Below are 26,202 nucleotides of genomic sequence, written 5' to 3' on the forward strand. Positions count from 1 at the left end.
CAGCATGGGCGACCAGCGAGATCCCGGCAGGCGGGAGCGACCTCGGCCAGACCGGGCGACCACCGGGGAGGCCGATCCACCGAACCCGGTCGAGCCACCGCCTCCGGCCGGACGGGCACATCCCGTCGCACCACCGCCTCCGGCGGATCCGCCGCGTCCCCTCGATCTCAACGCCGACCTCGGCGAGGGTTTCGGGGTCTGGCGCCTCACCGAGGACGAGGCCCTACTCGACCTGGTCACCAGCGCCAACATCGCCTGCGGGTTCCATGCCGGCGACCCCGCGACGATGCGGCGGACGTGCGAGCAGGCGGTCCGCTGCGGAGTCCGCATCGGCGCCCAGGTCAGCTACCGCGACCTCGCCGGCTTCGGTCGTCGCCGCATCGACATGGACCCCGACGATCTACGTGACGACGTCCTCTATCAGCTCGGCGCGCTGGACGCCTTCGCCCGGACGGCCGGCGACCGGGTTCGCTACGTCAAGCCGCACGGCGCCCTCTACAACGCCATCGTCACCGACGAGGAGCAGGCGCAGGCCGTCGTCGAGGCCATCCGCTGCTACGACGCGACGCTGCCGGTCCTGGGCCTGCCCGGATCGGCGTGGTTGCGGCGCGCGAGCGAGGCCGGCCTGACCGCGGTCGGCGAGGCGTTCGCCGACCGCGACTACACGGCCGCGGGCACTCTGGTCTCCCGGCGCACGGCCGGCGCCGTCCTGCACGATCCCGACGTCATCGTCGCGCGCGGCGTGCGGATGGCGATCAAGGGCGTGGTCGTCAGCCAGCAGGGCACACCGGTGGACGTCGGCGCCCGCTCTCTCTGCGTGCACGGGGACACGCCGGGCGCGGTCGAGATGGTCAGACGGCTGCGCCAAGCCCTGTTCGACGCGGGTGTCCCCCTGATCCCGTTCAGCTGAGAGGATCGCGATGCGCATCCTGCCCTGCGGTGACGAGGCACTGCTCGTCGAGGTGGCCGGCCTGACCGAGGCCGAGGCCCTCTACGCGCGGCTGCGGCGGATCGCCCCGGTCGGGATCATCCAACTGGTTCCCGCGGCGCGGACGGTGCTGGTCGCGTTCGATCCCGCGGCGACCGACGCCAGACGCCTGAGCGCCGCCCTGCTGCGCGCCGCCGGGGCTCAGCCCGGCACGTCCGGCCCCACGCCCTCCTCCGGCCCCACGCCCTCCTCCGGTCCCGCGCCGCAGGCCGGTCCCGATCCCTCGTCCGGCCCCGCGCCGCAGGCCGGTCCCCCGCTCGACCGGGACGTCGTGACGATACCGGTGCGCTACGACGGTCCCGATCTGGCCGAGGTCGCCCGGCTCAGCGGACTGACTCCGGCGCAGGTCGTGGACCGGCACGTACGTGGCCGGCACCGGGTCGCGTTCTGTGGCTTCGCTCCCGGCTTCGCCTACATCGCGGGCCTCGACCCGGCGCTGCGCGTGCCACGCCGGGACAGCCCGCGCACCCGGGTCCCCGCGGGCGCGGTCGCCATCGCCGACGAGTTCAGCGGTGTCTACCCGCGGACCTCGCCCGGCGGATGGCGGCTGATTGGCCATACCGACCTGCGGGTCTTCGATCCCGACCGGGAGCCGCCCGCCGTGCTGGCCCCGGGCACGCGGGTGCGGTTCATCGCCGACGCCGACGCCATTGCTGACGCCGCCCGGTCGATGTCGTGATCGAAATGTCATGATCGGGATTTCATGATCGAAATCGTCGCGCCAGGTCCGTTCGCCACGGTCCAGGATCTCGGCCGGCCCGGGCTCGCGCACCTGGGCATCACCCGGTCCGGCGCGGCCGACCGTCGCAGTCTGCTGCTGGCGAACCGGCTCGTCGGCAACGTCGCGACCGCGGCGGCGGTCGAGCTCACCTACGGCGGCCTCACCGCACGGTTCACGGATCCGGCGCTGATCGCGCTGACCGGCGCGCCGTGCCCGCTGGAACTCGCCGGTCGCCAGATCAGCATGTACTCCCCGGTGGACGTGCCCGCCGGCGCGCTGTTGCGGATCGGGGCACCCGACCGGGGCCTGCGCACCTACCTCGGAATTCGCGGGGGGATCGGTGTCCCCCCGGTGCTCGGCTCACGATCGAGTGACACCCTCTCCGGGATCGGTCCGCAACCGCTGAGCACCGGTCGGCGGCTGCCGCGGGCGGCCGACAGCGCGGACCCGCCAACCGTCGACCTCGCCCCGCTCGCCCAGTACCCGGACGAACCGACCCTGCGGGTCCTCGCCGGCCCCCGCGACGACTGGTTCACCGCGGACGCGCTGCCCACGCTGTTCTCCGCGTCCTATGAGGTGACGGCCCAGAGCGACCGGGTCGGCGTACGGCTCGTCGGGCCGGCGCCGCGCCGCCGGATCACCGCGGAGCTGCCCTCGGAGGCCGTCGTCACCGGGGGGATCCAGATCCCCCCGGACGGGCGGCCGGTCCTCTTCCTCGTCGACCATCCGGTCACCGGGGGTTATCCCATGCTGGGCGTCGTCGCGTCCGAGGATCTGCACCTGGCCGCGCAATGCCGGCCCGGCCAGCGCATCCGGTTCCGGCCCTACCACAGCTGGACCACACGATGACAGGCGAGGAGCGCCACACGCGGAATTAGTTATCTTTGCTCGTATTGCTCCCGGGGGGGAGACCCGAGGAGGCCTTATGGGTTCGGTTCGGCTGGGTTCGCTTCGGTTCACGACCGTCATCGCCGCCGCGTCCGTGGCCGCCCTCGCAGCGGCGCTCACCACGGCCTGCCAGGCGTTTCCCGCCGGCAGGGCAGCGTCGGCGACGCCGTCTACGGGAGCCCGGGCCGACCAGGAGATCACGATCGCCGCGACTCCCGTCCCGCCGCACCCGTCCGGGGCGGCGCGCACGGAGCTCACCGCAGGGTCGTTCGCCCAGCCGACCACGCACCCGACCACGCACCCGACCACGCACCCGACCGCGGAGCCGGTCGCGGAGCCGGCGAGGACATCGTCGACGGCGTCGTCCGGCCTGTCCACGGCCACGGCCACGACCACGACCCCGCTACCGTCGCGGACCGACGAACCGTCCGCGGGCCTGCCGGACGCTACCCGCCTGCCGGTTCCGGTGCAGGCACCCCTCGTCGCACCGGACACGAGCGTCGCACCGGACACGAGCGTCGCACCGGGCACGAGCGTCGCGCTGGGCACGAGCACGTCCGCGCCGGCTCCGAGGCGGACGCCGCCCGTCGCCCCGCCCCGGACCGGCACCGAGGCCGCCGAGGTGGTCCGGTTGACCAACATCGAGCGGGCCCGAGCGGGCTGCGGCGCGCTGACGGTCGACGCCCGGCTGGCAGCCGCGGCGCAGGCGCACAGCACCGACATGGCGGCGAACGGCTACTTCGGCTACACCGGTAGGGACGGTCGCGGCCTCGACAAGCGGCTGGCCGCCCGCGGATACACCGCCGATCTCGTCGGGGAGAACATCGCCGCCGGATCGCTCACCGCGGCTCGGACCGTGCAGATGTGGATGGACAGCGCCGATCGGCGGGCGACCATCCTCACCTGTGCCTTCACCGCCATCGGCGTGGGCTACGCCACCGGCGGCGCGTACGGCACCTACTGGACGCAGGACTTCGCCGGCGCCGACCCACGAAACCACTCCGGGCCGAGGCACCCGGCCGGCCCTGAGACGCACGGCCGGCCCTGAGACGCACGGCCCACCCTGAGACGCACGCTTCCCCTGTTCCTCCCCGATGGATCCTTCCGTCAGCGGTGGCTGCGGCGCCGATGACGGCCGAACGCGCCCGTGCGTTCCTCGGCCCCCTCGACCGGGGCCCCCTCGGCCGGGGCCGGGGCACTGAGGCGGTCGCTGGGATAGACCTCCGACTCCGCCAGGGGGCCCGGACGCATGGCCGCCTGCTCCCGCAGTTCCCGCTGACGGCGCGCCGCGGCCACGTCGCGCACCCCCCGCACGCTCAGCCGACCCCACGCGGTCGAACCGAGAAAGAGGATCACGGCGCCGAGGCCGTAGAAGAAACTGATCCAGACGAGCGCCTGCCGGGCGGACCCACCGACCGGCCGGCCGAGCGCGCCGAGGTCCCAGGGTCCCGCCAGCGTCGGGCCGACGACGAACCAGGCGCCGGCGACGATCGCGAGCCACGCACCCAGCGCGGCGGTGCCGCGGGTGGAGCTCATCAGCAGCAGGAACCCACCGACGAATGTGGCGGCACCCGGCAGCACCTCCAACCAGAAGCGGGCCGACGTCCAGGTCCAGGCGCTGTTCGGGGTGAAGGCGAAGTCGAAGTACGGCCCGACGAACGGAATCAGCGCCCCCCACACGCCCAGGAGCATCAGCAGCAGACCACTGACCACACCCCGGCTGCGGGGAATATGCCAGGCGCCCAACCAGGGGGAGTCGATGTCGGCGACGTGGGTCATCGGGAGCTCCTTCCGTGGCCAACGCCAGGAACGTGCCCCGCCCGGTGCCGATGAACCCTCACCGACGGCGAACCCCGATCCACGAAACACCAGGTCACCATCACCGCCGGTCGCGGCCCGGGACGCGGYCGCGCCGCGGTCAGCGAGCGCACGATCCGCGGCGTGCCCGGTCGGGCCCAGTCCCGGGGGTCCACGTCCCAGCCGATCGCGGTCATGCCGAGGTTCGCGGCCGCGGCGAGCACGGCCGGCGACCAGTCACCACCCGGCGCGCGGAAGAGCCGGGGCGGTTTCCCACCCGCGTCGACGATGACCGACTGGGCGCGGACCATCTCGGCCCGGATCTGCGCCGGTGTGCGATGACTGAACGGCTGGGGATGGGTCATCGCGTGGTTACAGACGGAGTGCCCTTCGGCGATGATGCGGCCCACCAGGTCCCGGTGCGCGTGTGCCTGGGCCCCGACCAGGCAGAACGTTGCCTGGACCCGGTTGCGGCGCAAGACGTCGAGCATCCGCGGCGTCCACACCGGATGCGGACCGTCGTCGATCGTCAGGGCGACCGCGGCCGACAAGCACCCGCGCGAAGGAACGAGACGGTCGGGCTTCGGATCAAGCACGTCAGGCCCCATCACGTCAGGCCCTATCACGTCAGGCCACGTCGGAGTCGTGCTGTGGATCGGGCGCACTCTTTCGACACGCATGATGTCGAGGCCACGATGCCGACAATCCGGACGAATCGTCGTCTGTTAACATAAATATGCCACACAGTCCACCGATATCCGACGATCATTAGGCAACAATCGACGCCCGCCGTGCAGGAGGACCGCTCATGGCATGGCCAGCCGCTCCGGCGGGAACCATCCCGGGCACGTCCGTCGCCGGGGCATCCACCACGGAGGCCACCCCGAACCCGGCGCCCCCGGTCTCGCCCGCCCACGTCCCGGCCGCCGCGTCCCCGGTCGGCCAGCGGGTGCGGGTACCCAAGACCGCGGAACTCGTCGCCAGCCAGCTGCGGCGGCGGATCATCCGCGGCGAGCTCAGCGAGGGTGACGCCCTACCGCCCGAACCCACGCTGATGGCGCAGTTCGGAGTCTCGCGCCCCACCCTGCGCGAGGCGTTCCGGGTGCTGGAGGCGGAAGCGCTGATCTTCGTGCGGCGCGGGGCCCACGGCGGCGCGCGGGTCCACACCCCGAGCCCCGAGGTTGCCGCGCGCTACGCCGGTCTCGTCCTCGAACACCGCGGCGCCACCCTGGGCGACGTCCACCAGGCCTGTGCCGTCATCGAGCCGCCGTGCGCGGCGCTGCTCGCCGAACGGCGTGATCCCGCCGACGTCGCCCGGCTGCGCCAGCTCCTCCACGAGGGTGACGAGGCCGCCGACCATCCCGTCGCGCTCGCCTCGGCCCAGGCCGCCTTTCACCTGGCCGTGGTGGAGCTGACCGGAAACAAGTCACTGACCGTGATCACCGGGATGCTCCTGCATCTCGTGGAGCTCACAAACAGCCACGGCGGTCACCCCGGTGCCGACAACCGTCCGGAGGAGACCAGCCTTGCCGCGGTCGCCGCCGATGACCGATCGTCCGCCCGTGCGACCCGCCGGATCCACGCCACGCTCATCGACCTCATCGAGGCCGGCGACACGCAGGGCGCCGCCGATCTCTGGCACCGGCACCTCGCCGCCCCCGACCACGCGATCCCCGGCGGTCCGGCCGACCGGTGCGTGCTGGACCTGCTCGGCTGAATCGAACTGTAGAGGGTTGGGCACGCTCTGGAGACCGTCAACCTTCTACATTTTCGACGGATCGACGGATCGGTGGGCGGCGGGCCACACCGTCCACTGGGTCACCGGCCTCGCCGGGCGCCATCCGGTGAAGCCACCGATCGGGGCCGCCCGACTCACTGACAACCGGACCAGATCACCGCCCAGGCGGGCATGCCAGGAGACGAGGAGCGCCTCGGATTCGAGGGTGACGGCGTTGGCGACGAGCCGGCCACGTCCGCCCAGCGCCGCCCAGCAGGCGTCGAGCAGCCCGGGGGTCGTGAGGCCGCCCCCGATGAAGACCGCATCCGGCGCCGGCAGCCCGGCCAGGGCCTCGGGCGCCCGGCCGGGCACGATCCGCAGCGCCGGCACGCCGAGAGCCGTGGCATTGCGCCGGATCCGGTCGGCGCGCTCCGCCCGCGGCTCGATCGCGATCGCGCGACAGGTGCCATGGGTGCGCATCCACTCGATCGCGATGCTGCCCGAGCCCGATCCGACGTCCCACAGCAGTTCGCCCGGGACCGGTCCGAGCCGGGCCAGGGTCACCGCCCGGATCTCCCGCCTGGTGATCTGACCGTCGTGCTCGAACGCGTCATCAGGCAAGCCCGGCGTCCGCGAGCGGTGCGGGGCGGACGGCGTGGGCACCGGCTCGACGGCGACGACGTTGAGGTCCGCCGGCTCGCGCAACGGCACCTGCGGCACGACCGACCCTTGCGACACAGCTGACCCCGGCGGCACGGCCGAGGCGGCCCCGCCCGGGTGCTCCACGGCGGCCGGTGCCCGAACCCAGGCCCGGGCACCGGCCTCGACCCAGGCGGAGGCGGGGGCGCTCTGGTACGCCTCGTCCGGCCCCCCGAGCCGGTCGAGAACCGTCAGCAGGCTCTCGCCGTACCCGCGCCCGACGAGCAAGGTGGCGAACTCGACGGGCGTGGCCCGGTCGGAGCTGAGGACGAGCAGCCGTCGACGCGGCGCCAGTGCGGCCTGCACCTGCGCGAGGGGACGTCCGACCGCGCTCACCACGTCAACGTCGTCCACGGCCCACCCGAGCCGCGCGCAGGCCAGGGAGAGCGACGAAGGATGGGGCAGGACCCGCACCCGGTGCGCTCCCAGCAGCCGGACCAGAGTGGTGCCGATCCCAAAGAACATCGGATCACCACTCGCGAGAACACAGAGCTCACCCTGCCCCGCCTGAGCGCCGGTGCCGGCGTGCCCGGCCAGCAGGCGGGGCAGGGCCGGCAGCAGCGGGGACGGCCACGACACCCGCCGGCCTCCAACGGGCTGGCCGTCGATCCTTTCGGGCACGAGGGCAAGCTGGCGATCGGCGCCGAACAGCACGGCGGCCCCGCGCACCACCTCACGTGCCGTCGGCGCCAGCCCCGCCCAGCCGTCGGCCCCGATACCTACCACGGTGACGCGCACAGCGGAGGGGATGGAGTCGGCGAAGCTGGAGTCGGCGGAACTCACCGGCCCGGGGGACCCGGATCCGGTGACGTCACCGGATCCGGGCGCGGTCGCCGACGTGGCGGCAGTATCGGTCGCCGACGTGGCGRCAGTGTCGGACACAACAGGCGAGCGTAGCGCGTCGGCCAGGAGGATCAAGAATAGCTGTGCGCCTCGTCCGGACAGGCCTGGTCGGCGACCTCCGCCACCTGCCCCGCGACCGCGTCCCACCACCGAGCYGCGGCAGCGGTCCGCGGGTATATCAGCCGCCGCCGGGCACGGCGGCCGCCGGCGGCCATGGGATGGAAAATCACCGCCGTATCGGGTAGCAATTCCTGGTGAAATGCGATCCCCGACACGTTGCACGCCGGCTCCGCGATCGGTGTGGCCTTCGAAGTCCTGATCACCTACGAACCCAGGAACAGGAAGAGCAGACATCTGTACGCCAAGGTACCAGGAGCGCTCCGGGACCTGCGCATAGGATGGCCGGGTAAATTCTCACATGGCCCGATCGCGCCAGGACGTTTGAAGCCCAAACGCAGCGTCGGGCACCATGGCGTTCATGCTTGTTCACACGTGACCGACGACACGCACCCCGGCCGGCATGGTCGTACCCTGAGGAGATGGGGGCGTCACACTCTCTACGGAGAGCGGACGGCTCCGCGCTCCGACTCCTCGCCGGTTGCCTGAGCCATGCCCTTCCGCGTCCAGAGGAGATATTCCAAGTCGTTCTCGGCCCCGGCTTTCCGGGACTTTGTCCCACTCCGTACCGAGCGCTGACGGCTGGCCCTGGCTTTGGTCCGTGGCGGCCTTCTTCGTTGTCCGTCGACCCGTGGCCGAAACGAACGAAGGCGAACGCCCGGCGACGGACGCGGCTGTCGCCGACGCGTCGTTTCCTCATTGCATAGGACGCTGGGAGTTTGCATGCGCGATACGCGCGAAATCCAGGCACGATCGCCGCGCGGCACCGGTGGTGGGGCGAGCGAGGCGTGGCGTCTGCGGCTGACCGGCCGATCGGAGACGGCCCAGCGCGAGCTCCTGCTGGACCTGATAGCCGGCCGGGTCGCCGTGCTGACCGAGCGCAGCGGCGACGCGGCCATCCTCGGCCGGGAGTCCTCCTGGCGTGGTCTCGGGGTGTACCGCGGCATCGCCGATCGGCTGCGAGACGAACTGTCCGCTGCGACGGGTCTGCGCCTGCCCGCGACGCTGTTGTTCGACCGGCCCTCCCCCGAGGCCCTCGCCGACCATCTGCGCCGTGAGTTGCTGGGTATCGACGAGCCCGCCGCCGTCCCCGCCGCCGTCCCCGCGGCCGTCCCGCCGGCCACCGCCGTTCCTGCCACCGGCGAGGTCGGCTCGGAGCCGTTCCGGGGCCATGATCCCGTAGTCATCATCGGCATGGCCTGCCGGCTGCCCGGCGGCGTCGACTCACCGCAAGCCCTGTGGGACCTGGTGCGAGAGGGCCGGGATGCCGTCGGCGGCCTGCCCGACGACCGGGGCTGGGACCTCGACGCGCTCTACGATCCTGATCCCGATCAGCCTGGCACCGCCTACACCCGCCATGGCGGGTTCCTGCCCGGCATCGCGCTGTTCGACCCGGGATTCTTCGGTATCGGTCCGCGCGAGGCACATGCCGTGGACCCGCAGCAGCGGCTGATGCTGGAGATCTCCTGGGAGGTGCTGGAGCACGCGGGCATCGACCCACGGTCGCTGCGGGGCAGCCGGACCGGCGTCTTCACCGGGGTGTCGCTGCAGGACTATGGCCCCGCCTGGCATGCGGCGCCCGCCGAAGCCCAGGGACAACTACTCACCGGCAACGCCTCCGGCGTGATCGCCGGCCGCGTCTCCTACACGCTTGGCCTGGAAGGGCCCGCGTTGACCATCGACACCCAGTGTTCCTCGTCCCTGGTGGCGGTGCATCTGGCCGGCCATGCGCTGCGGGCCGGCGAATGCGACCTCGCCTTGGCCGGTGGGGTGACCGTGATGTCGACCCCAGGGATCCTGGTGGAGTTCAGCCGCAAGCGGGGCCTGGCGTCGGACGGGCGCTGCAAGGCGTTCTCCGCCGACGCCGACGGCACCGGCTGGGCCGACGGCGCGGGCGTGCTGCTGCTGGAACGGCTTTCCGACGCCCGCCGTAACGGCCATCACGTCCTCGCGGTCCTGCGTGGCACCGCGATCAACCAGGACGGCGCCAGCAACGGGATGACCGCGCCGAACGGCCTGTCCCAGCAGCGCCTGATCCGCCAGGCGCTGGCCAACGCCGGGCTGCGCRCCGCCGACGTCGACGCGGTGGAGGCGCACGGCACCGGCACGACGCTCGGTGACCCGATCGAGGCCCAGGCCGTCATTGCCACCTACGGCCAGGACCGAGCCACCTACGGCCAGGACCGTGCGGCACGGCGGCCCGTCTACCTCGGGTCCCTGAAGTCGAACATCGGCCACACCCAGGCCGCCGCCGGCGTCGCCGGGATCATCAAGATGGTGCAGGCGATGCGGCACGGCGTCCTGCCGCGGACCCTGCACGTGCGCGAGGCGTCCCCGCACGTGGACTGGTCGGCGGGCGACGTCGCCCTGCTCACTGGAAACGTCCCCTGGCAGCGCCGGGACGGCCGGCCGCGACGGGCGGCGGTGTCGGCGTTCGGGGTAAGCGGCACCAACGCTCACGCCGTGATCGAGGAAGCACCACCCGGGCCGGGAACGGACGCCATGGGTGCGGACCGCGCCGGAGAGAACCCGGCGAGCGCCCCGGTGCCTGTCGTCCTGTCCGGCCGCTGCGACGCGGCGCTACGTTCGGCGGCCGCCCGGCTCGGCGCGCACCTGGAGCGCCATCCCGAGATCTCTCCCCTGGACGCGGGATACACCATGGCGGGTCGCACCCACTTCGAGCACCGTGCCGTCGCCGTCGTCCGCGGATCGGCGGCGTGCGGCAGCGGCACACACCTGACCGGGACCGGGACCCTGACCGGGACCCTGGCTGCTCTGGCCGAGGCCCGTCCCAGCGCCGGGCTGGTCCTGGGCACGGTCCGACCGGCGCTCCGCCGAAGCGGAACCGCCCGGGGGGCAACCGCCTTCCTGTTCACCGGCCAGGGCAGCCAACGCCCCGGGATGGGCCGCGAACTCCATGCGACCTACCCGGTCTTCGCCAACGCCCTCGACGACGTCTGTGCCCACTTTGCGCCGCATCTCGAACACCCACTGCGCGACGTCATGTTCGCCCCCGCCGGTTCCCCGGGCGCGGCGGCGCTCGACCGCACCGAGTACACCCAGCCCGCGCTGTTCGCCTTCGAGACCGCGCTGTTCCGGCTCCTCGAATCCTGGGGTCTCGCCCCGGGGATCCTCGCCGGGCACTCCATCGGCGAGCTCACCGCCGCCCACGTCGCCGGAGTGTGGACCCTCGACGACGCCTGCGCTCTCGTCGCGGCCCGCGGCCGGCTCATGCAGGCCTGCCGCGCCGGCGGAGCCATGACCGCCATCCGCGCCGGCGAGGCGGAGGTCGCCGAGTCCCTCGCCGGACTCGCCGGGCGGGTCGAGATCGCCACCGTCAACGGCCCGAGCGCCACCGTCATCGCCGGCGACGCCGACCTCGTCGAACGCGTCGCCGTCGGCTGGGCCGAGCGCGGCCGCGCCATCAGGCGGCTGACGGTCAGCCACGCCTTTCACTCCCCGCACATGGACGACATGCTCGACCGGTTCCGAGCCGTCGCCGAGAAGATCACCTACTCCCCGCCGGCCATCCCCGTCGTCTCCACCCGGACCGGCGACCTCGACCTCCAGGCCGGGCTCACCACCCCCGACCACTGGGTACGCCACGTCCGCGAACCCGTCCGTTTCCTCGACGCCGCCCGTCGCCTGCACCGCGAAGGCGCCGTCGCCTACCTCGAACTCGGTCCCGACGCCGTCCTGACCGCGCTCCTGCCGGCCTGCCTAGCCGCCGACGCCCAGCGCACCGAGAAGACCCAGCGCACCGAGAAGACCCAGCGCACCGAGAAGACCCAGCGCACCCAAAGCACCCAAAGCACCCGGGACGCCCAGAACACCCGCGACGCCCGGGACACGGTGGCCGCGGCGGCGTCCCGCGCCGGCCGCCCCGAACCCGACACCCTCCTCACCGCCCTGGCTGAGCTGCACGTCCACGGCGTCGACGTCGACTGGCGCGCCCTGTACCGGGGACGCGGCGCCCGGCACCGGGAGCTGCCCACCTACCCGTTCCAGCGCAGGCGCTACTGGCTCGACGGGACCACCGCTGTCCCCGCGCCCCGTAGCCCGACCGTCGGGACGGCCCGCGCGGCGGACCCGGACGGCTGGTCTTACCGCACCGAGTGGCGGCCCCTGGACTCCGAGGACGTCACCACCGCCGTGACGGCCCAGGCCATCGCCGTGACGGCCCAGGCCACCGCGACGCCACCGCTGTCCGGCGTGTGGCCGGTGCTGACCCCGGCCGCCGCCGTCGACGAGGACATGCTCTCCCGCATCTGCTGGATCATCGAACGCCTCGGCGGCACGGCCGTCACCCTCACCCTCACCGGCGACGACGCCGACCGCGCCCGGGTCGCGGCGCTGCTGTCGAACGCCATACCGCTGCCCGACGCCATACCGCCGTCGGGCGCCATACCGCCGTCGGGCGGCGGCCCCGCCGGGAAGAAGACGGTGCAGGCGGTACGCGGCGTCCTGTCCCTGCTCGCCCTCGACGACACGCCGCACCGCATCCATCCGGCGCTGACCACCGGGCTCGCCCTCACCGTCCCGCTCGTCCAGGCGCTACACGACCTCGACGTGTCCGCACCGCTGTGGTGCGTCACCCGCGGCGCGGTCACCACCGGTCCCGACGACCCCGTCACCACCCCGGACCAGGCCATGATGTGGGGACTCGGCCGCGCCCTCGCCCTGGAGGACCCCGACGCCTGGGGCGGTCTGATCGACATCCCGACCAACCTCGACGATCMGACGCTGGCGTGGTTCGGCTCCGCCCTCACCGCCCCCGGTAGCGAGGACCAGCTCGCCGCCCGTGCCACCGGGCTGTTGGTACCCCGCCTCGTCAGAGCCGACACCGTCGGTGCAGCAGACAACACCGTCGGTGCACCGACCGACACCGTCCCGCCAGCGTGGCGGCCTCACGGCACGGTCCTGATCACCGGTGGCACCGGCGCCCTCGGCGCGCATGCCGCCCGCCGGCTCGCCCGCGACGGTGCGCGCCGGATCGTCCTCGTCAGCCGCCGTGGCCCCGCGGCTGCGGGGGCGGAGGACCTACGCGCCGAACTCGCCGCCCTCGGCGCCGAGGCGACCATCGAGGCCTGCGACGTGGGAGAGCACGAACAGCTCGCCGCCCTGCTGCGGAGACTGGCCAAGGCGGGCCGGCCGGTGTCCGCCGTCGTGCACGCGGCCGGTGTCATGGGGCAGGTGACCGCCCTACACAAACTCGATCTCGGGGAGTTCGCGGAGGTCGTGGCCGGAAAGGTCGCCGGCGCCGCCGGCCTCGACCGGCTACTCGACGGCACCGGCGGGATCACCGGCACCAGCGACACCAGCGACACCGACGGGATCACCGGCACCAGCGACACCAGCGGCACCAGGCTGGAGGCCTTCGTCCTGTTCTCGTCGGTGTCGGCGACCTGGGGCAGTGGCGGCCAGGCCGCCTACAGCGCGGGCAACGCCTACCTCGACGCCCTCGCCGCGCGGCGGCACGCGCTTGGTCTCGCCGCCACCTCTGTCGCGTTCGGCCCGTGGGCCGATGCCGGAATGGGCGCCGAGGCCACGTTCCGTGACTACCTGGGCCGCCGTGGCCTGACCCCGCTGCCCCCCGACGCGGCGGTCACCGCGCTCACCCGGGCGGTCGCGGGCGGGCAGGCCGCGCTCACCGTCGCCGACGTCGACTGGGAGCGCTTCCTCCCACCCTTCACCGCCGCCCGCCCCGGGCGTTTCTTCGACGATCTATGGAGCCGGTCCACGACGGCCGGACCCGAGGGGGACGCCGACCCGACCGGCACCGACGCGCCCCCCGCCCGGGTGGACTACGGGACGCTGCCCGGGCCTGCCCGCGCCCGCGCGCTGTTCGACCTCGTGCGGGCGGAGGCCGCGGCCATCCTCGGGTACCCGTCGCCCGACGACGTGGACCCGCAGCGCCGCTTCCTCGAACTCGGCTTCGACTCACTGGCCTCGGTTCAGCTCAGCCGCCGACTGGCCGCCGCCACCGGCCTCACCCTGGCCACGCCCGTCGTCTTCGAGCATCCGACGGTCTGCGAGCTCACCCGCCATCTCGATACCCTTGCCACCCTCGCCACCCAGCGGCACCCGGACATCGTGCCCGGCGGACCCCCCGCGCGGGCCGGGACGCAGGTCGCGCCGATCGGCGTGCGCGAGCTGTACCGGCAGGCGTGCACGGACGGCAAGTTCGCCGAGGGCGTCGGTGTCCTGCGGGCCGCCGCCCGGCTCAGGCCCGTCTTCCGCACCGTCGAGGCCTTCGGCGCGCCCGCCGCGCCGGTGAGACTCGCCTCGGGTCCGGCCAGGCCCACCATCGTCTGCCTGCCCTCGATGGTTGCCCCGTCGGGACCGCACAACTTCGCCCGCCTCGCCCTGCACCTGCATGGCCGGCGGGACGTGTACGCGCTGCCGCATCCCGGATTCGGCGACGGGGAGCTRCTTCCGGCCACCGCGGATCTCGTCGTCGACCTGCATGCCGAGACCATCGCCCGGGCGTTCGACGAGATCCCCCTCGTGCTAGCGGGTTACTCCTCGGGTGGCTGGCTGGCACATGCGATCGCGGCCCGGCTGGAGACCCGCGGGATCCACCCCAGGGCGGTGGTGCTGCTCGACACGTGGCTGCCCGGGGACCGCATCCCCGAGGGTGACATCCAGGAGGAGCTTCGCGGCGTCGCCCTCAACGACCAGGCCTTCGCGCTGATGACGGAGGCACAGGTCACCGCGCAGGGCGCCTACCTGGACCTGTTCGAGGGCTGGCGGCCGACCGCCGTCAACGCGCCGGTCGTCCTCGTCCGGGCGATGGAGCGCATGCCCCAGCAGGCGGTCGCCGAGAACCCCGACGGGGAGGGCCAGGCCTGGGTGACCGACTGGGTGATGGAGCACGAAAGGCTCGACGCCGCCGGCAATCACCAGACGATGATGAACGAACACGCCGCCTCCACCGCCGCGGTCCTCCACCAGTGGCTCACAGAACTGGAGCGGCCCACGGAACTGGAGCGGCCCACAGAACTGGAGCGGCGCTGATGCATCGACGCGCACCGCACCTCGGCGGCGGTCTGGGCGGAGCTGAGCGTTGACGGGTTCGGCCATGGGAGCATGACGGAGTGACCCTGCTCCCACTGCCTGCCGGCGAGCACGACGGCCCCGCCGTCCGGGTCGGGGAGGTCGAGTTCACCCGCGCAGAGCTCTTCGCGGCCGCGTCCGTCGTCGCCGGTCGGGTGGCCGGCGCGCCGGCGGTGGCCGTGCACGCCGAGGCGACGATGGCCACCGTCGTCTCGGTCGTCGGCTGCCTGCTCGCCGGGGTGCCGGCGGTACCCGTGCCGCCTGACTCCGGGCCGCGGGAACGCGGTCACATCCTGCGCGACTCGGGCGCCGCCCTGCTGCTCGGCAGGCCCGCCTGGGACAACCTCGCGATCCCCACCGTGCCGGTCGATCTCACCGCACGGTCGGGGTCTGCCGGCTCCGGCTCCGGGTCCGGGTCCGGGGAAACCGGACCGGCGCTCATCCTCTACACCTCCGGGACGACCGGAGCCCCCAAGGGCGTGGTGCTGTCCGCCCCGGCCATCGCCGCCGATCTGGACGCCCTCGCCGACGCCTGGGCCTGGACGCCCGAGGACACGCTCGTGCACGGGCTGCCGCTGTTCCACGTCCACGGCCTGGTCCTGGGTGTGCTCGGGGCGCTGCGGGTCGGCAGCCGGTTGATCCACACCGTCCGCCCGACCCCGACGGCGTACGCGGCGGCCGGGGGGACCCTGTACTTCGGCGTGCCGACCGTGTGGTCCCGGGTCTGCGACGATCCGACCACCGCCCGCGCCCTGGTCTCGGCCCGGCTGCTCGTCTCGGGCAGTGCCCCCCTGCCGAGGCCGGTGATCGACCGGCTCACCGGGCTCACCGGCCTCGCCCCGATCGAACGGTACGGGATGACCGAGACGTTGATCACCATCAGCGCCCGGGCGGACGGGGAGCGCCGGGCGGGCTGGGTCGGTACCACCCTGCCGGGGGTGCGGGCCCGGCTCGTGGACGACGAGACGGGGACCGAGCTGCCCGCGGACGGGGAGAGCATCGGCGAGTTGCAGGTCCGCGGTGCCACCCTGTTCGACGGGTACCTGGGGCGCCCGGAGGTCACCGCCGCGTCGTTCACCGCGGACGGCTGGTTCCGCACCGGTGACGCCGCGGTCGTCGCCCCGGACGGCCACCACCGAATCGTCGGGCGCCGATCCACCGACCTCATCAAGAGCGGCGGTTACCGGGTGGGCGCGGGCGAGGTCGAGGCCGTACTGCTGGCCCACCCGGCCGTGCGCGAGGCCGCCGTCGTCGGGCTGCCGGACGACGACCTCGGGCAGCGCATCGCCGCCTTCGTCGTCGCCCCCGACCTGGCCGGTGCGGCGGGCGGGGCACCAGGCGGGATACCGGGCAGGGCGTCGGACGGGACACCGAGCGAGACGGCAAACGAGACGGCGAGCGAGGCGCTCATCGACTTCGTGGCGCGGGAGCTGTCCATCCACAAGCGGCCCCGGGAGATCCACCTGGTGGCCGAGCTCCCCCGCAACTCGATGGGCAAGATCCGCAAGTCCGCCCTGGCTCCCCCGGAAACGCCCTGAGTGCAGGTCACGGCGTCGAGGAGAGCGGGCTCGAAGCGCTCACCTCACCGGGGCGGGAGGCCCTGCGGTCCCGGCTCGCCCGCGCTCTGGCGGGCTGACCGGCCCGGCGGGGCTGGCGGGGCTGGCGGGACCGGCCGGCAGGCCCGTGGCGAGGCCGCGGTAGAACGCGCTGGTCGCCATCAGCTCCTCGTGCGAGCCCTGCGCGACCACGCGGCCCTCGTTCAGCACGAGGATGAAATCCGCGGCCCGCACCGTGGAGATCCGGTGGGCGATGACCAGCAGTGCCCGCTCGGCGGCGATCCGGCTCATCGCGCGAGTGAGCGCCTGCTCGTTGACGCTGTCCAGCTGGGCCGTGGGCTCGTCCAGGAGCAGCACCGCGGGCTGAGCGAGCAGCGCGCGGGCGATCGCGACCCGCTGCCGTTCCCCGCCGGAGAGCAGCACACCATGATCACCGACCGGAGTCCGGAGCCGCTCGGGCAGCCGGTCGGTGAAGTCCCGCAGCCCCGCCGTGGCCAGGACCGCGGCGATCTGCTCCTCGGTCGCATCCGGCGCCGCATAGGTGATGTTGTCCCGCAGGCTGCCGTGCAGCACCGGGGTGTTCTGCTCGACCAGCCCGACCCACCCCCGGGCGGTCGCGCGGGGCATCGCGCGGACGTCGTGGCCGGCGAACAGAATCATTCCGGCGTCCGGCTCGTAGAAGCGCTCGACAAGCTCCAGGATGGTGGACTTGCCGGCACCGGACGGCCCGACCAGCGCGACGTGCCCGCGAGACGGCACCGTGAACGACACCCCGCGCAGCACTGGCGTCTGCGCGTAGCCGAACCAGACGTCACGGAACTCGATCGACGGCGCCCGCGGGTTCGGCGTCTCCCCTCGTGACGAGAACGAGGACGACACTCGCGACGAGGACAAGGGCGACAATGGTGCCGGCGGGCGCGTCCCGCCGGGGGCCACGACCGCGACGGTGCGCAGCGGACCGCGCACGGACTCGTCGTCGCCTTCCCGGGGCAGCGCGAACACCGCGTTGACCCGCGACAGCGCCCCCATCCCCCGCTGGATGGTCGCCGCCGCCTCGATGAGCTGCGACAACGGCATCACCAGGTAGGTGGCATACAGCAGGAAGGCGACCAGGCTGCCGAGCGAGGCCGAACCGCGCGCCACCAGGACCCCGCCGACCAGGAGCACGACCAGCACACTTCCCTGCACCGCGAGCTGCATCGCGGGGGCGATGATCGAGTCCAGCTTCGCCATCCGGAGGCCGGCCTGGTAGGCGGCCGCGGCGTGGTCGCCGATGCGCGCGGCCTCCCGCCCCTCGGCGCGGTTCGCCCGCACGGTACGGATCGCGGCGAGGGCGCGCTCCAGGTCGGCGGTCATGCCGCCGACGCTGGCCTGCCCACGTTCGGACACCGTCCTGATCCGGGACAGCGCGCCGAGTACCACGACCCCGGCCACCGCCACCACCCCGAGCACGAGCAGGAACAGCCAGGGGTTCAACCAGATCATCAGGGCGACGGCGCCGACGACGCCGATCACGCTGGTGACCAGGGCGGTGAAGCTGTACGCCACCGCCTCCCGCACCACGGTCGTGTCGGTGTTCGCACGGGAGATCAGATCCCCGATCCGCCGCGTGTCGAACACCCGCATGCGCAGCCGCAGCAGGTGGCCGATCAGGCTGGTGCGCAGGCCGAGCAGGACGCCCTGGCCGACGCGCTCGAGCAGGTAGTGCCCGGCGGTGTCGATCACCGCCTGGCCGACGAACAGACCCAGCAGCGCCCCGATGAGCCAGCCGGGAACACCCCCCGCCTGCGCGGCGTCGATCACCCGCATCACGAGCAGCGGTTGGAGCACCCCGACGGCGGTGCCAACCACGGTCAGCGCCGTGGCGATCGCCACCGCCCCGCGACGGCCGCGCAGCAGCGCCCAGAGTTCCGTGACGCCCCGCGACGCAGGCCCCCGGGCAGCTCCCCGGCCCYCCCCCTCAACGACGTACGCCCTCGTCACGAGGCACGCCCCTTCCCCGAAGCCCGCCACTCCCACGGAGCCCGCCACTCCCACGGAGCCCGCCCACGCGACGGAGCCAGCCCACGCGACGCGGCCCGGTTACCGTTCCCGGACCGACGCTGAGCAGCGGCCGCAGGTAGCCTGCCGGCATCGACTCCCCGACGATCACTCCGTCCGCCTCGACCCACGCGTGCGCGGCGAACGGCGCGATGGTGCGCACCCCCACACGCCACGTCGGGAACGTTCCGGTCAACCGGCACAGCAGGGCGGTCGCTATCGAGCGGGGAACACAGCCCCGCGCGCCGCGGCAGGTGAGGCTCACGGCTGTCACCGCCTGCCGGGCGGCGAGCGCGGTGCCATAGTCGGCCGGGCGGGCGCCCGCGCCCACCCCCGTGAGCACCCGGCAGATGCGGGCCGGCGACTGGGTCGCGAGCACCCGCGCGATCCCCACGGCGACCAGCGCGCCGAGCCGACGAGCGAGGGACGGTTTCGCCTCCGGCCGCTCGACCACCATCGGCGCGGTCACCGGGCCCGCGTCCGGGGATCGCAGACCGCCTCGGTCTCGGGTGACCATCGGGACTCGGGCTCGGCCTCGATGAGGCCCACGTCCGCGAGTTGGGCGAGCAGACCCTCCACGTCGCGGCGCGCCGTCTCCGGGTCAACCTCGCTGGTCTCACACAGCCCGCGGACGGCGGCTGCCGTGTCACCGCCGTCGAGCAGGATCCGCAGCACCAGGTCACCCGAGGGGTTGAGGGTCCAGTATCGGCCGTTGTCGATATGGAGGAGCACCGCTCCGTACTGGGTCGGCGCCCGCACCACGTCAGGCCGCAGCGTCACCATGATCACTCACTCCTCCGGTAGCTCAGTCAGGGCCCCGCCGGCTCGCGAGCACCCGCAGCCACGCGTCCGCCGCGAACGTCGGTCGCAGCGCCTGGTGGCGATGACCAGGTACGGACGAAGATCGGCACGCCTGGCGCAGCGCGTCCGACTCGATCAGGCCGAGATCGGCCAACGGGCTGTCATCGCACAGCTTCACCAGGACGTCCTGGCTGGTGCGCAGGCCCTGATCCTCCTCGGCGGCGGTATCCGCCTTGGTCTCGCGGCGCAGGCATTCCTGCGGCACCAGCCGGCGCATGGCCTCCTGCAGTAGCGGTTTGTACTCCCACGGACCGGTGCGCTCTTCGGGCCGCACCGCCAGCACCGCCCGGACCACCCGCTCGTCGAGGAAGGGTGCGGCGAGCGGCGGGCCGACCGGATCGGCGAGCTGGTCGAACAACCGGAACACCGCCGCGCCAGCGCGGATGGCGAAGAGATCGGCGTGGCCGTCCCGGGTCTCGGCCAGCGGCCGGGCGCGCCGGACGGCCTCCGCGAACGCTCCGGCCAGCAAGTCGAGGGCCGTCGGCGTGAGCCAACCCGGGACCACAGGCGGAAAGGCCCAGTCGAGCGAGGCCAGGACGCCCGGGTGGGATCGGCCGGAACCGGCCGGACGGCGCGCGTGGCCGACCGTGGCACGGCGGGCCTGGTCGAGCGCATCGGCCATGTCGGCGAGGCAGTCCCGGTAGCCGCGCGGGCGCATCATTCGCAGGCACGCCATCCACGGCCAGCCCTCCTGCGCTCGGTGTCCGCGCAGGTCGTGCAGCGCCCGCCGGGGCCGGCGGCGCAACAACCGGGGGAGGTAGGCGGGACAGCCGTAGGCGACCTCGTCACCACCGAACCCGGTGAGGTGCACCCGCGGCCCGTACAGCGCGACCCGGTCAAGACCCGCGCGCAGCTTCGCCCGGTCGCCGATGCCGACGAACGGCCGGTCGAGCGGTTCGTCGGCGTCGGCGATGCCGTCGTAAACGAGGGGAAGCCCGGCGGCGGGCAGGATCTCGCGCGTGACGCCAGGGAGCGTGGCCGCGGCCCGCGCGGCGTCGTCGTCACCGGGATCGGGGGCGATCCCGGTGAGCGCGACCACGTCGGCGGGGCCGCGCGCGGCCAGGCAGCACACCGAGGTGGAGCTCAGTCCGCCCGACAGATCACAGCTCACTGTCCCGCCGCCGGCGACCCGCGCCGCCACGGCCTCGGCGAGAGCCGCCCGCAGGGTCGGCGCCCCCTCCGTGCGGGACCGCACCGGTGCCGGTCGACGCCACCACCGCAGGACGGTGGCCTTCTCGTCAGGGCCGACGAGAAGGTAGTGATCCGGGGGCAGCGCGTCGATCGACTCCCAGAGCACCAGGTCATCGAGCGGATGGGGCGGTGACGGGTCGAGCAGCGACAAAGCCAGCGCCGTCCGGTTCAGCGGGGCGCCCGTGAGCCGGGCAAGCACGTCGGCGCGGTCGGCGGCGACCAGGTGGCTGCCCAACCGGGCGGTGAAGACCCGCCGGGTTCCCGTCGGGCTGCCCTGGACGCGACGGTGGCTGTCGATTTCGGCGATCACGTGGTAGTCGCCGGCCACGGCGCGCGCGAGGTCGAGAGCGTGCACGTCACGGGCCGAGAGAAGCAGCCGCAGGAGCTGTCGCGCGTTGGTCGCGGCACACCCGATCAGGGCCAGCCGCGAGCGCCCGGCGACGGCACTGACCATGGCATCGTCCGGCCAGTTGCCGACGATCCACGGCCGCCCGGAGGCATACCGCAGCATGCGACGAGCCCCCGGCGGACGCACGACGGGATCACGGTCGGCCAGCACCAGAAACCAGCAGGACGGAATCGGGACCACCGCCACCCCGGCCGCCGTCACGCAAAACGCCGCCAGGAGTAGTCACGCCCCCAGCCCCAGCGGCCGTTCGTCACTGCGGCGAAGCTGCCGGCATCTTCCAGTCGCGGGGGGAGGTAGATAGCCTTCATCGTCTTCTCCTCAGCGGTTTCCGCGCGCCCTCGCCCCGGTGGCGTGCGCCCCGGTGGCGATACACGGCGGCGCCGCGCGCGTGGCCCGGGCGCCGGCCGGCTGGTCCAGCCCGTATGGTTGAAATTCCCCCGCCGGGTTCACTGGCGGTTCAGCTGACTTCCGGCGCACGACTCGGCCGGCACGGCCGTGGCATCAGGTGACCCACGAGTCCGGATTCAGTACATGCTGATGGGCACGCCGCAGTTCGACACCGGGCTCGATCCCGAGTTCGGTCACCAGCCGCCGGTAGACCGTCTGGTACTCGGCCAGTGCCTCGGCCCGCCGGCCGGTGTGTTCCAACGCAAGGATCAGCTGGGCCCAGAGACGTTCCCGGGTCGGATGTTCGACCGTGAGCGCCCGCAGGGTCGGCAGCACCCGGTCGTACTCGCCGAGGGCCAGGCGGGCGTCGATCAGGTCCTCGCACACCGCCCAGCGAGCCTCCTCCAGCCGGAGGACCTCCGCGCCCGCGATCTCCGCCGGGAGCTCGTCGAAGGCGTCCCCCCGCCACAGCGCGAGGGCGCCTTCGAAAAACCCGGCGGCGCGTTCCGGCGAGCCGGCGCGCACGGCGGCGCGGCCCTGCTCGGCGGCCGATTCGAACCGCTTAGCGTCGATCTCACCGGACGYGACGACCAGGCGGTACTCCCCCGGCCGGCTCTCGATGYGCCCGGGGCCGTTCCCCCCGGCTCCGGACGTGTCCAGGGGCGGCCGGAGGGTGTGCCGCAGCTCCGAGAGATAAGTCTTGATGTTGCCCCCGGCGGAGCGCGGCGGGGCATCCTGCCAGAGCGCGAGCCGCATCCCGTCCACACTCACCCACTGGCCGGCGTGCAGCAGCAGGGTCAGCAGCAGTATGCGCTTCTTGCGCTGGTCGATGCGGACCTGCTCGCCCGAGGATCGCCGCACCTCCAGCGGCCCCAGGACCGCGAACAGGAGACCGGCCCCGGTCACGGAGGATGCGTTCGGACTCGCCTCAGGTAGGTAGTCGTCGAGCATCGTGGCTCTCATCGATCGGGCCCCCGTTTCGGTTTTCCCGTGCGGGCCGGCTGGTCMCGTGCGGGCCGGCTGGTCCCGCCCGGGCCGATGCCGTCTCCCGACCCGGTGCTCCCGGCCGGGTGCTGGCCCGGTGGCTGAATACCCCCACCTCACCCCGGGTAGTCATCCGGTGCGTGCGGATATCGAGCAGCGCCCTCGGGCGGGTCGGGAACACCGGCCGGCGGCAGCGGAGCCCGGTCGGCGGGCCTCGATCAGAGTCAGATCCCGAGCTTCGCCCGCGTCTGCGGTCCGACGATCCCGTCAACCACCAGACCGTGCTTCAGCTGGAAGTCCTTGACCATGTGGTTGGTCTGGTACCCGAACTTCCCATCCACGCTGATCGGGTARCCAAGGCTGGCGAGCCTCTTCTGGATCTGGTGGACGTCGAGGCGGAACCCGAGGCCGACGGCCAGCGACGGGTAGCGGGCCGCGGGTGCCACCACGGCCGCACGCACCGGGGCAGYCAGCGAGGAGTAGGAGATGTTCGTGAACCGCACGCCGCGCGAGACGGCCGCCGCCGCCGCCTGTCCCCGGGCCAGGTAGCGGTAGTGCAGGCCGTTGGTGTAGGCGCTCCAGGCGGTGATGCCCTGGCCTTCACAGACCTTCTTCGCCGCCCAGGCGTTGACGGCCGGGTCGTAGAGGTTGCGGTTACCCACCCAGCCGGCGTGGGCCCGCATGTTGATCTGCCACAGGCCGCGCGAGTCCTCGCCGTAGGTGGCGTGGGCGTAGGGGTTGCCGCCGGACTCCGCAAGAGCCACCGCGACCCAGGTGGCCAGCGGAACGCCGCGGCAGCCGGGCAGTCCCGCGTTCGCGGCCGCGCTGGCGATCGTCACATCGGGGACCGTGGTGGCGGCCCTGGCCGGGCTCGCGGTGGCGAACATGCCGGCGCCGGCGCCGATCACACCGACGGCGGCGACAACGGCGCCCCGGGTCCGGGTGGAACGTTTCCGATGCTTTCCCTTGGCCATTTCTTTGACATCTCATTTCGGTGTCGTCGAACACAGACGGGTGATCGAGGGGAGGGATGCCGCTCGAAGGAGGGCGAGCGGAGACGACCGCGCTGGAGAAGGGCAGCACCCAGTGCCGGTCTGCCGGTGCGCCGAGAGGCCGTCCGGGGACGACCGGGGACGACCGATCGACGCGCCCTGGGGATCCCGGGGTCGATGGGCTGAACAGCACGGCAGGCGGCCGTGGTCATTCCGTTCCAGGCCTGGYGGGCCCGGTGGACGGCAGGGGTCAGCCGACCACAGACGACGAGGCCGGGTGGCTTTCAGCCGAGCTGGTGGTATGGCGCGTCAGCGCGATCGGCCGGTACGGGCACCGACCGGATGGCACGTTCTCGCGAAGACGTCAGGGCGAGAACGGCGCCCCGTATGGCGGGGACGCACCGCGGGTCGCGCCGAACGGCGTCACGGTCCAGAAGACCGGAGCCGAGCGTTCCTGAAACACAGGCAACGTCGAGTCCTTCCCGTACGCCTGCGAGGTTAGCTGTCGGGTTCGGGCCGGGAAGCCCGGCCGTTTCCGCGGCGTGCGCGTAACGGCTTAACCCCAAGGGTGGCCCGCAACGAGCCACCCGGAGGAACGTGGTTCCCCCGCTTCTGCCCAAGATCTCTCGGAGGGAGCTGCGGACCGTGGACAGAACTCGGCGTCGGCCCGGAGCTGTTGATACCCCGCAACCGTAGCGAACTACAGACCGTAGTGACAAGTACGAGTTGTGCCGAATCTGGGCGCATGTTGGTCACGATGCGTGCATAACGCTGCGATGCCGCAACTCTCGGACATCAATAGCAGCTACCGGTAGCGACGCAGATCACCCGTCACGACCGGATCTTGGCGATATGGCCGGTCTGTCGAGACGGGGACCGGTGGCCACGAGGTCCGGTAGTCACCGGGACCGCCCGGCCGTCCGGCAACCCAACCCCGGCAACCACGGCAAGCGGGAAGCCTGGCCCGGGGGTCGGGTGGCGTGCGGACGGGTACGCAAACGCGAACGGCGCAGGCTTCGAGCCTGCGGCTCGAAGCCTGCGCCGTTGAAAAACGGACGATGCGGTACGGGACGGACGACTGACCCGCGGATTCGCGTGATTCGCGCCGGCACCCGCCGAGGAAACACCTGCTGAGCGGTTGGGCCTCCCGCGAAGGCACACCCCGATCGGACCGGCACGCGGGCGCGCCCGGCACCGGGCGAGATCAGTCGACCGACCGGTCCCGCTGCCGTTGCCGTGGGGCCAGCCGCGAGACACGGAGATTCTCGAGGAACAGCAGGATRTGCGCGCCGACCGCACGCCGGCCGGGGCCGGCGAGCACGCCATGCCCCCCGGGCAGCGACGCCAGCCGGGCCCGGCGCGCGGTCCGCGTCATCATGCGCGCCAGCGCAAGCGGGCTGACCTCGTCGCGCTCGGCATGGAGCAACAGGATCGGCAGGTCGGGAAGCGACCGTGGGATCGGTTGTCCCGGATCCTCGCCCGCGATCTTCCGGTACACCAGCGGYAGGTCGAGCAACACGAGGGCATCCGGCCGGACCGCTGGCGAACCGGCGCCGACCAACGCCCGCAGGGCCCCGCTGTCCGAACCCAGCAGGACGAACGGACCATCGGGGGCACGCGCCTCACCAAGGGCGAGGACGGTGTCTCTCCCATGGTCGAGAAACGTCACCTGATAGCCGTCGAGCGCGAGCCGGAAAGCTAGGCCCTCGAAATGTTCGGCGGATTCTCCACGACCGGGAAGAAGGACCACACTGGCTCTTCTCGAGTGGGTGGGATCACCACTGGGCCAGTAACGGGTTCCCGGCCCCCCCACATATCCACGGGGGCGCGGATGAAAGTATGACGACGAAACCATGGACGACACAGCATGCTCCGATCGGAAACCGTCCAGAGATGTACCCGGTACTGACCGGACATCGATACCGAGGCGGCTGGCGTCCACGCAGGCGATGACGATCTACGGACAGACCTATCGAGTGACCGTGAATCAGGAGAACGCCAGGGAGAACACCGAGAGCGAGGGAAATCCGAGGAGGCTAGTAAAGCACGTGAAGCGGCCGGGTCGGACAACCGGACGAGGCCGCTCGCAGGAAGTCAATGTGGCCACGGACGACCAGGGGGGTCATCCGACCCACCGAGGAGAACATGACCATATTTTGCCTATCCGACGGCTACCTGTCAACATGGTCAATATTGTTACTCAGGTGTTTCACCCCATGTCCGCCCGAGGATACGTAACCGTAGCCACCGGTCGTGACCGAGGCCGCGCATCATGTGCCGCGCATCATGTGCCGCGCATCATGTGCCACGCGCCGCCGCACAGCCGGACGCCGGGGCGGAGTCGGGTGACCGCCGGCTGYGCCCCGGCGCCGTCGGGCCGGACGCGGCTCAGGCGGCGGYGCCCACCATCGTGTTGCAGCTCTCCGCGCAGGACCGRCATGCGCCGGCGAGCTTGGCGAGCTGCTGATCCTGCGGCATCCTCTCGCACATCTCAGCGCACATCACGCAGATCCGCGCGCACATCGCGCACATTTCCCCGTGCATCGGCGACATCCGGCACATCATGTCGGCGCAGGTCCTGGTGACGGCCGCGCAGTCCATCATCAGCCGCATGTTCGCCGACTCCATCATGGCGCCCGGCATGTCCATGCAGTAGGAGATCGTCTCCTCGCACAGAGCCGAGCAGGACATACACTCCTCGATGGCCTTCCGCATGTTCTTATTGATCATTTCAGCGTGCTGCATGAGAACCCTCCAGGCATTGGAGACGCGGCACCCCGTACCAGCGAACGGCCCGGACCACCTGACGGCAGCCGGCAGCGGGGYCCCTACGACGATAGCTTTCGGGGGCCGATCCRCATCTCGGTCAATCGCCGTCCCAGAATGGATCCGACGAAATCCCGCGAGCCATACTAAGGGTATTTCTTTTGATATTTCGTGAACATTCCGGAAAACG

Annotated in this window: 19 protein-coding genes and 1 riboswitch; of the genes, 7 read left to right on the plus strand and 12 right to left on the minus strand. The window is 72.5% G+C overall.

Going from position 1 to position 26,202, the window contains the following annotated elements:
- Window positions 1-4: 4 nt before the first annotated feature.
- From KBI5_RS10980 to KBI5_RS10995, 4 genes are all read left to right on the plus strand, one after another.
- On the plus strand, window positions 5-910 hold the full coding sequence (locus tag KBI5_RS10980; RefSeq protein ID WP_011437358.1) for a 5-oxoprolinase subunit PxpA: 906 nt from the start codon (window positions 5-7) through the stop codon (window positions 908-910).
- Window positions 911-920: 10 nt separating this feature from the next.
- The gene (locus KBI5_RS10985; RefSeq protein WP_011437359.1) at window positions 921-1,667 is read left to right on the plus strand and encodes an allophanate hydrolase subunit 1; all 747 of its coding nucleotides are present in this window, start codon (window positions 921-923) and stop codon (window positions 1,665-1,667) included.
- A 24-nt stretch (window positions 1,668-1,691) separates the two neighbouring features.
- Window positions 1,692-2,558, plus strand: a complete 867-nt coding sequence (locus KBI5_RS10990) for a biotin-dependent carboxyltransferase family protein (RefSeq protein WP_011437360.1) — start codon at window positions 1,692-1,694, stop codon at window positions 2,556-2,558.
- Window positions 2,559-2,634: 76 nt separating this feature from the next.
- The gene (locus KBI5_RS10995; RefSeq protein ID WP_085015173.1) at window positions 2,635-3,645 is read left to right on the plus strand and encodes a CAP domain-containing protein; all 1,011 of its coding nucleotides are present in this window, start codon (window positions 2,635-2,637) and stop codon (window positions 3,643-3,645) included.
- Between the two features lie 59 nt (window positions 3,646-3,704).
- Here the strand turns inward: KBI5_RS10995 and KBI5_RS11000 are convergent, their stop codons facing one another.
- Window positions 3,705-4,376: a hypothetical protein gene (locus KBI5_RS11000; RefSeq protein WP_085015174.1), complete on the minus strand. Its 672-nt coding sequence runs from the start codon at window positions 4,374-4,376 to the stop codon at window positions 3,705-3,707.
- Complete coding sequence (locus tag KBI5_RS11005; RefSeq protein ID WP_011437363.1) at window positions 4,373-4,990, minus strand: polysaccharide deacetylase family protein; 618 nt, start codon at window positions 4,988-4,990, stop codon at window positions 4,373-4,375. The genes KBI5_RS11000 and KBI5_RS11005 overlap by 4 nt, the downstream gene beginning before the upstream one ends.
- A 212-nt stretch (window positions 4,991-5,202) precedes the next feature.
- Between KBI5_RS11005 and KBI5_RS11010 the strand changes: the two genes are divergently transcribed.
- The gene (locus KBI5_RS11010; protein ID WP_011437364.1) at window positions 5,203-6,111 is read left to right on the plus strand and encodes an FCD domain-containing protein; all 909 of its coding nucleotides are present in this window, start codon (window positions 5,203-5,205) and stop codon (window positions 6,109-6,111) included.
- Between the two features lie 45 nt (window positions 6,112-6,156).
- Here KBI5_RS11010 and cbiE read toward each other — a convergent pair whose 3' ends face one another.
- Complete coding sequence (cbiE, locus tag KBI5_RS11015) at window positions 6,157-7,548, minus strand: precorrin-6y C5,15-methyltransferase (decarboxylating) subunit CbiE (RefSeq protein ID WP_347272494.1); 1,392 nt, start codon at window positions 7,546-7,548, stop codon at window positions 6,157-6,159.
- 945 nt (window positions 7,549-8,493) lie between these two features.
- Between cbiE and KBI5_RS11020 the strand changes: the two genes are divergently transcribed.
- A complete protein-coding gene (locus tag KBI5_RS11020) occupies window positions 8,494-14,787 on the plus strand; it encodes a type I polyketide synthase (RefSeq protein WP_085015176.1) in 6,294 nt (2,097 codons plus the stop codon).
- An 80-nt stretch (window positions 14,788-14,867) separates the two neighbouring features.
- Window positions 14,868-16,364: an acyl-CoA synthetase gene (locus tag KBI5_RS11025; RefSeq protein WP_011437367.1), complete on the plus strand. Its 1,497-nt coding sequence runs from the start codon at window positions 14,868-14,870 to the stop codon at window positions 16,362-16,364.
- 39 nt (window positions 16,365-16,403) lie between these two features.
- On the opposite strand, the gene KBI5_RS11030 is transcribed toward KBI5_RS11025, so the two are convergent.
- From KBI5_RS11030 to KBI5_RS11070, 9 genes are all read right to left on the minus strand, one after another.
- Window positions 16,404-18,365 (minus strand): ABC transporter ATP-binding protein, encoded by a 1,962-nt coding sequence (locus KBI5_RS11030; RefSeq protein WP_085015177.1) that lies wholly within the window; start codon window positions 18,363-18,365, stop codon window positions 16,404-16,406.
- Window positions 18,343-18,891, minus strand: a complete 549-nt coding sequence (locus KBI5_RS11035) for a lasso peptide biosynthesis B2 protein (RefSeq protein ID WP_313950025.1) — start codon at window positions 18,889-18,891, stop codon at window positions 18,343-18,345. The genes KBI5_RS11030 and KBI5_RS11035 overlap by 23 nt, the downstream gene beginning before the upstream one ends.
- Entirely contained in the window at window positions 18,888-19,205 is a 318-nt protein-coding gene (locus KBI5_RS11040) for a lasso peptide biosynthesis PqqD family chaperone (protein ID WP_035911061.1), read from the minus strand. Before KBI5_RS11040 ends, KBI5_RS11035 begins: the two co-directional genes overlap by 4 nt.
- Window positions 19,206-19,227: 22 nt before the next feature.
- A complete protein-coding gene (locus KBI5_RS11045; protein WP_236701491.1) occupies window positions 19,228-21,084 on the minus strand; it encodes an asparagine synthase-related protein in 1,857 nt (618 codons plus the stop codon).
- Window positions 21,081-21,191 carry a lasso RiPP family leader peptide-containing protein gene (locus KBI5_RS27785; protein WP_023840805.1) on the minus strand — a complete coding sequence of 37 codons (111 nt, stop codon included), beginning with the start codon at window positions 21,189-21,191 and terminating at the stop codon, window positions 21,081-21,083. The genes KBI5_RS11045 and KBI5_RS27785 overlap by 4 nt, the downstream gene beginning before the upstream one ends.
- A 193-nt stretch (window positions 21,192-21,384) precedes the next feature.
- Window positions 21,385-22,221 (minus strand): AfsR/SARP family transcriptional regulator, encoded by an 837-nt coding sequence (locus KBI5_RS11050; protein ID WP_241882821.1) that lies wholly within the window; start codon window positions 22,219-22,221, stop codon window positions 21,385-21,387.
- Between the two features lie 257 nt (window positions 22,222-22,478).
- On the minus strand, window positions 22,479-23,228 hold the full coding sequence (locus KBI5_RS11055; RefSeq protein WP_085015179.1) for a peptidoglycan-binding protein: 750 nt from the start codon (window positions 23,226-23,228) through the stop codon (window positions 22,479-22,481).
- A gap of 491 nt (window positions 23,229-23,719) precedes the next feature.
- A riboswitch (cyclic di-AMP (ydaO/yuaA leader) is annotated at window positions 23,720-23,918 on the minus strand.
- A gap of 532 nt (window positions 23,919-24,450) precedes the next feature.
- Window positions 24,451-24,996, minus strand: coding sequence for an alpha/beta hydrolase (locus KBI5_RS11065; protein ID WP_347272493.1), 546 nt, complete (start codon window positions 24,994-24,996; stop codon window positions 24,451-24,453).
- Window positions 24,997-25,634: 638 nt separating this feature from the next.
- Window positions 25,635-25,991 carry a four-helix bundle copper-binding protein gene (locus KBI5_RS11070; protein ID WP_085015181.1) on the minus strand — a complete coding sequence of 119 codons (357 nt, stop codon included), beginning with the start codon at window positions 25,989-25,991 and terminating at the stop codon, window positions 25,635-25,637.
- Window positions 25,992-26,202: the final 211 nt, after the last annotated feature.

The organism is Frankia sp. KB5 (genome assembly GCF_002099325.1).
Classification (GTDB): Bacteria; Actinomycetota; Actinomycetes; order Frankiales; family Frankiaceae; genus Frankia; species Frankia casuarinae.

What these genes read in the sequence shown, in the direction of transcription:
- KBI5_RS11010 (WP_011437364.1), top strand. Translation starts at nt 5,203, where the DNA reads ATGGCATGGCCAGCCGCTCCGGCGGGAACCATCCCGGGCACGTCCGTC.
- KBI5_RS10985 (WP_011437359.1), top strand. Translation starts at nt 921, where the DNA reads ATGCGCATCCTGCCCTGCGGTGACGAGGCACTGCTCGTCGAGGTGGCC.
- KBI5_RS11000 (WP_085015174.1), bottom strand. Translation starts at nt 4,376, where the DNA reads ATGACCCACGTCGCCGACATCGACTCCCCCTGGTTGGGCGCCTGGCAT.
- KBI5_RS10980 (WP_011437358.1), top strand. Translation starts at nt 5, where the DNA reads ATGGGCGACCAGCGAGATCCCGGCAGGCGGGAGCGACCTCGGCCAGAC.
- KBI5_RS27785 (WP_023840805.1), bottom strand. Translation starts at nt 21,191, where the DNA reads ATGAAGGCTATCTACCTCCCCCCGCGACTGGAAGATGCCGGCAGCTTC.
- KBI5_RS10995 (WP_085015173.1), top strand. Translation starts at nt 2,635, where the DNA reads ATGGGTTCGGTTCGGCTGGGTTCGCTTCGGTTCACGACCGTCATCGCC.
- KBI5_RS10990 (WP_011437360.1), top strand. Translation starts at nt 1,692, where the DNA reads ATGATCGAAATCGTCGCGCCAGGTCCGTTCGCCACGGTCCAGGATCTC.
- KBI5_RS11040 (WP_035911061.1), bottom strand. Translation starts at nt 19,205, where the DNA reads ATGGTGACGCTGCGGCCTGACGTGGTGCGGGCGCCGACCCAGTACGGA.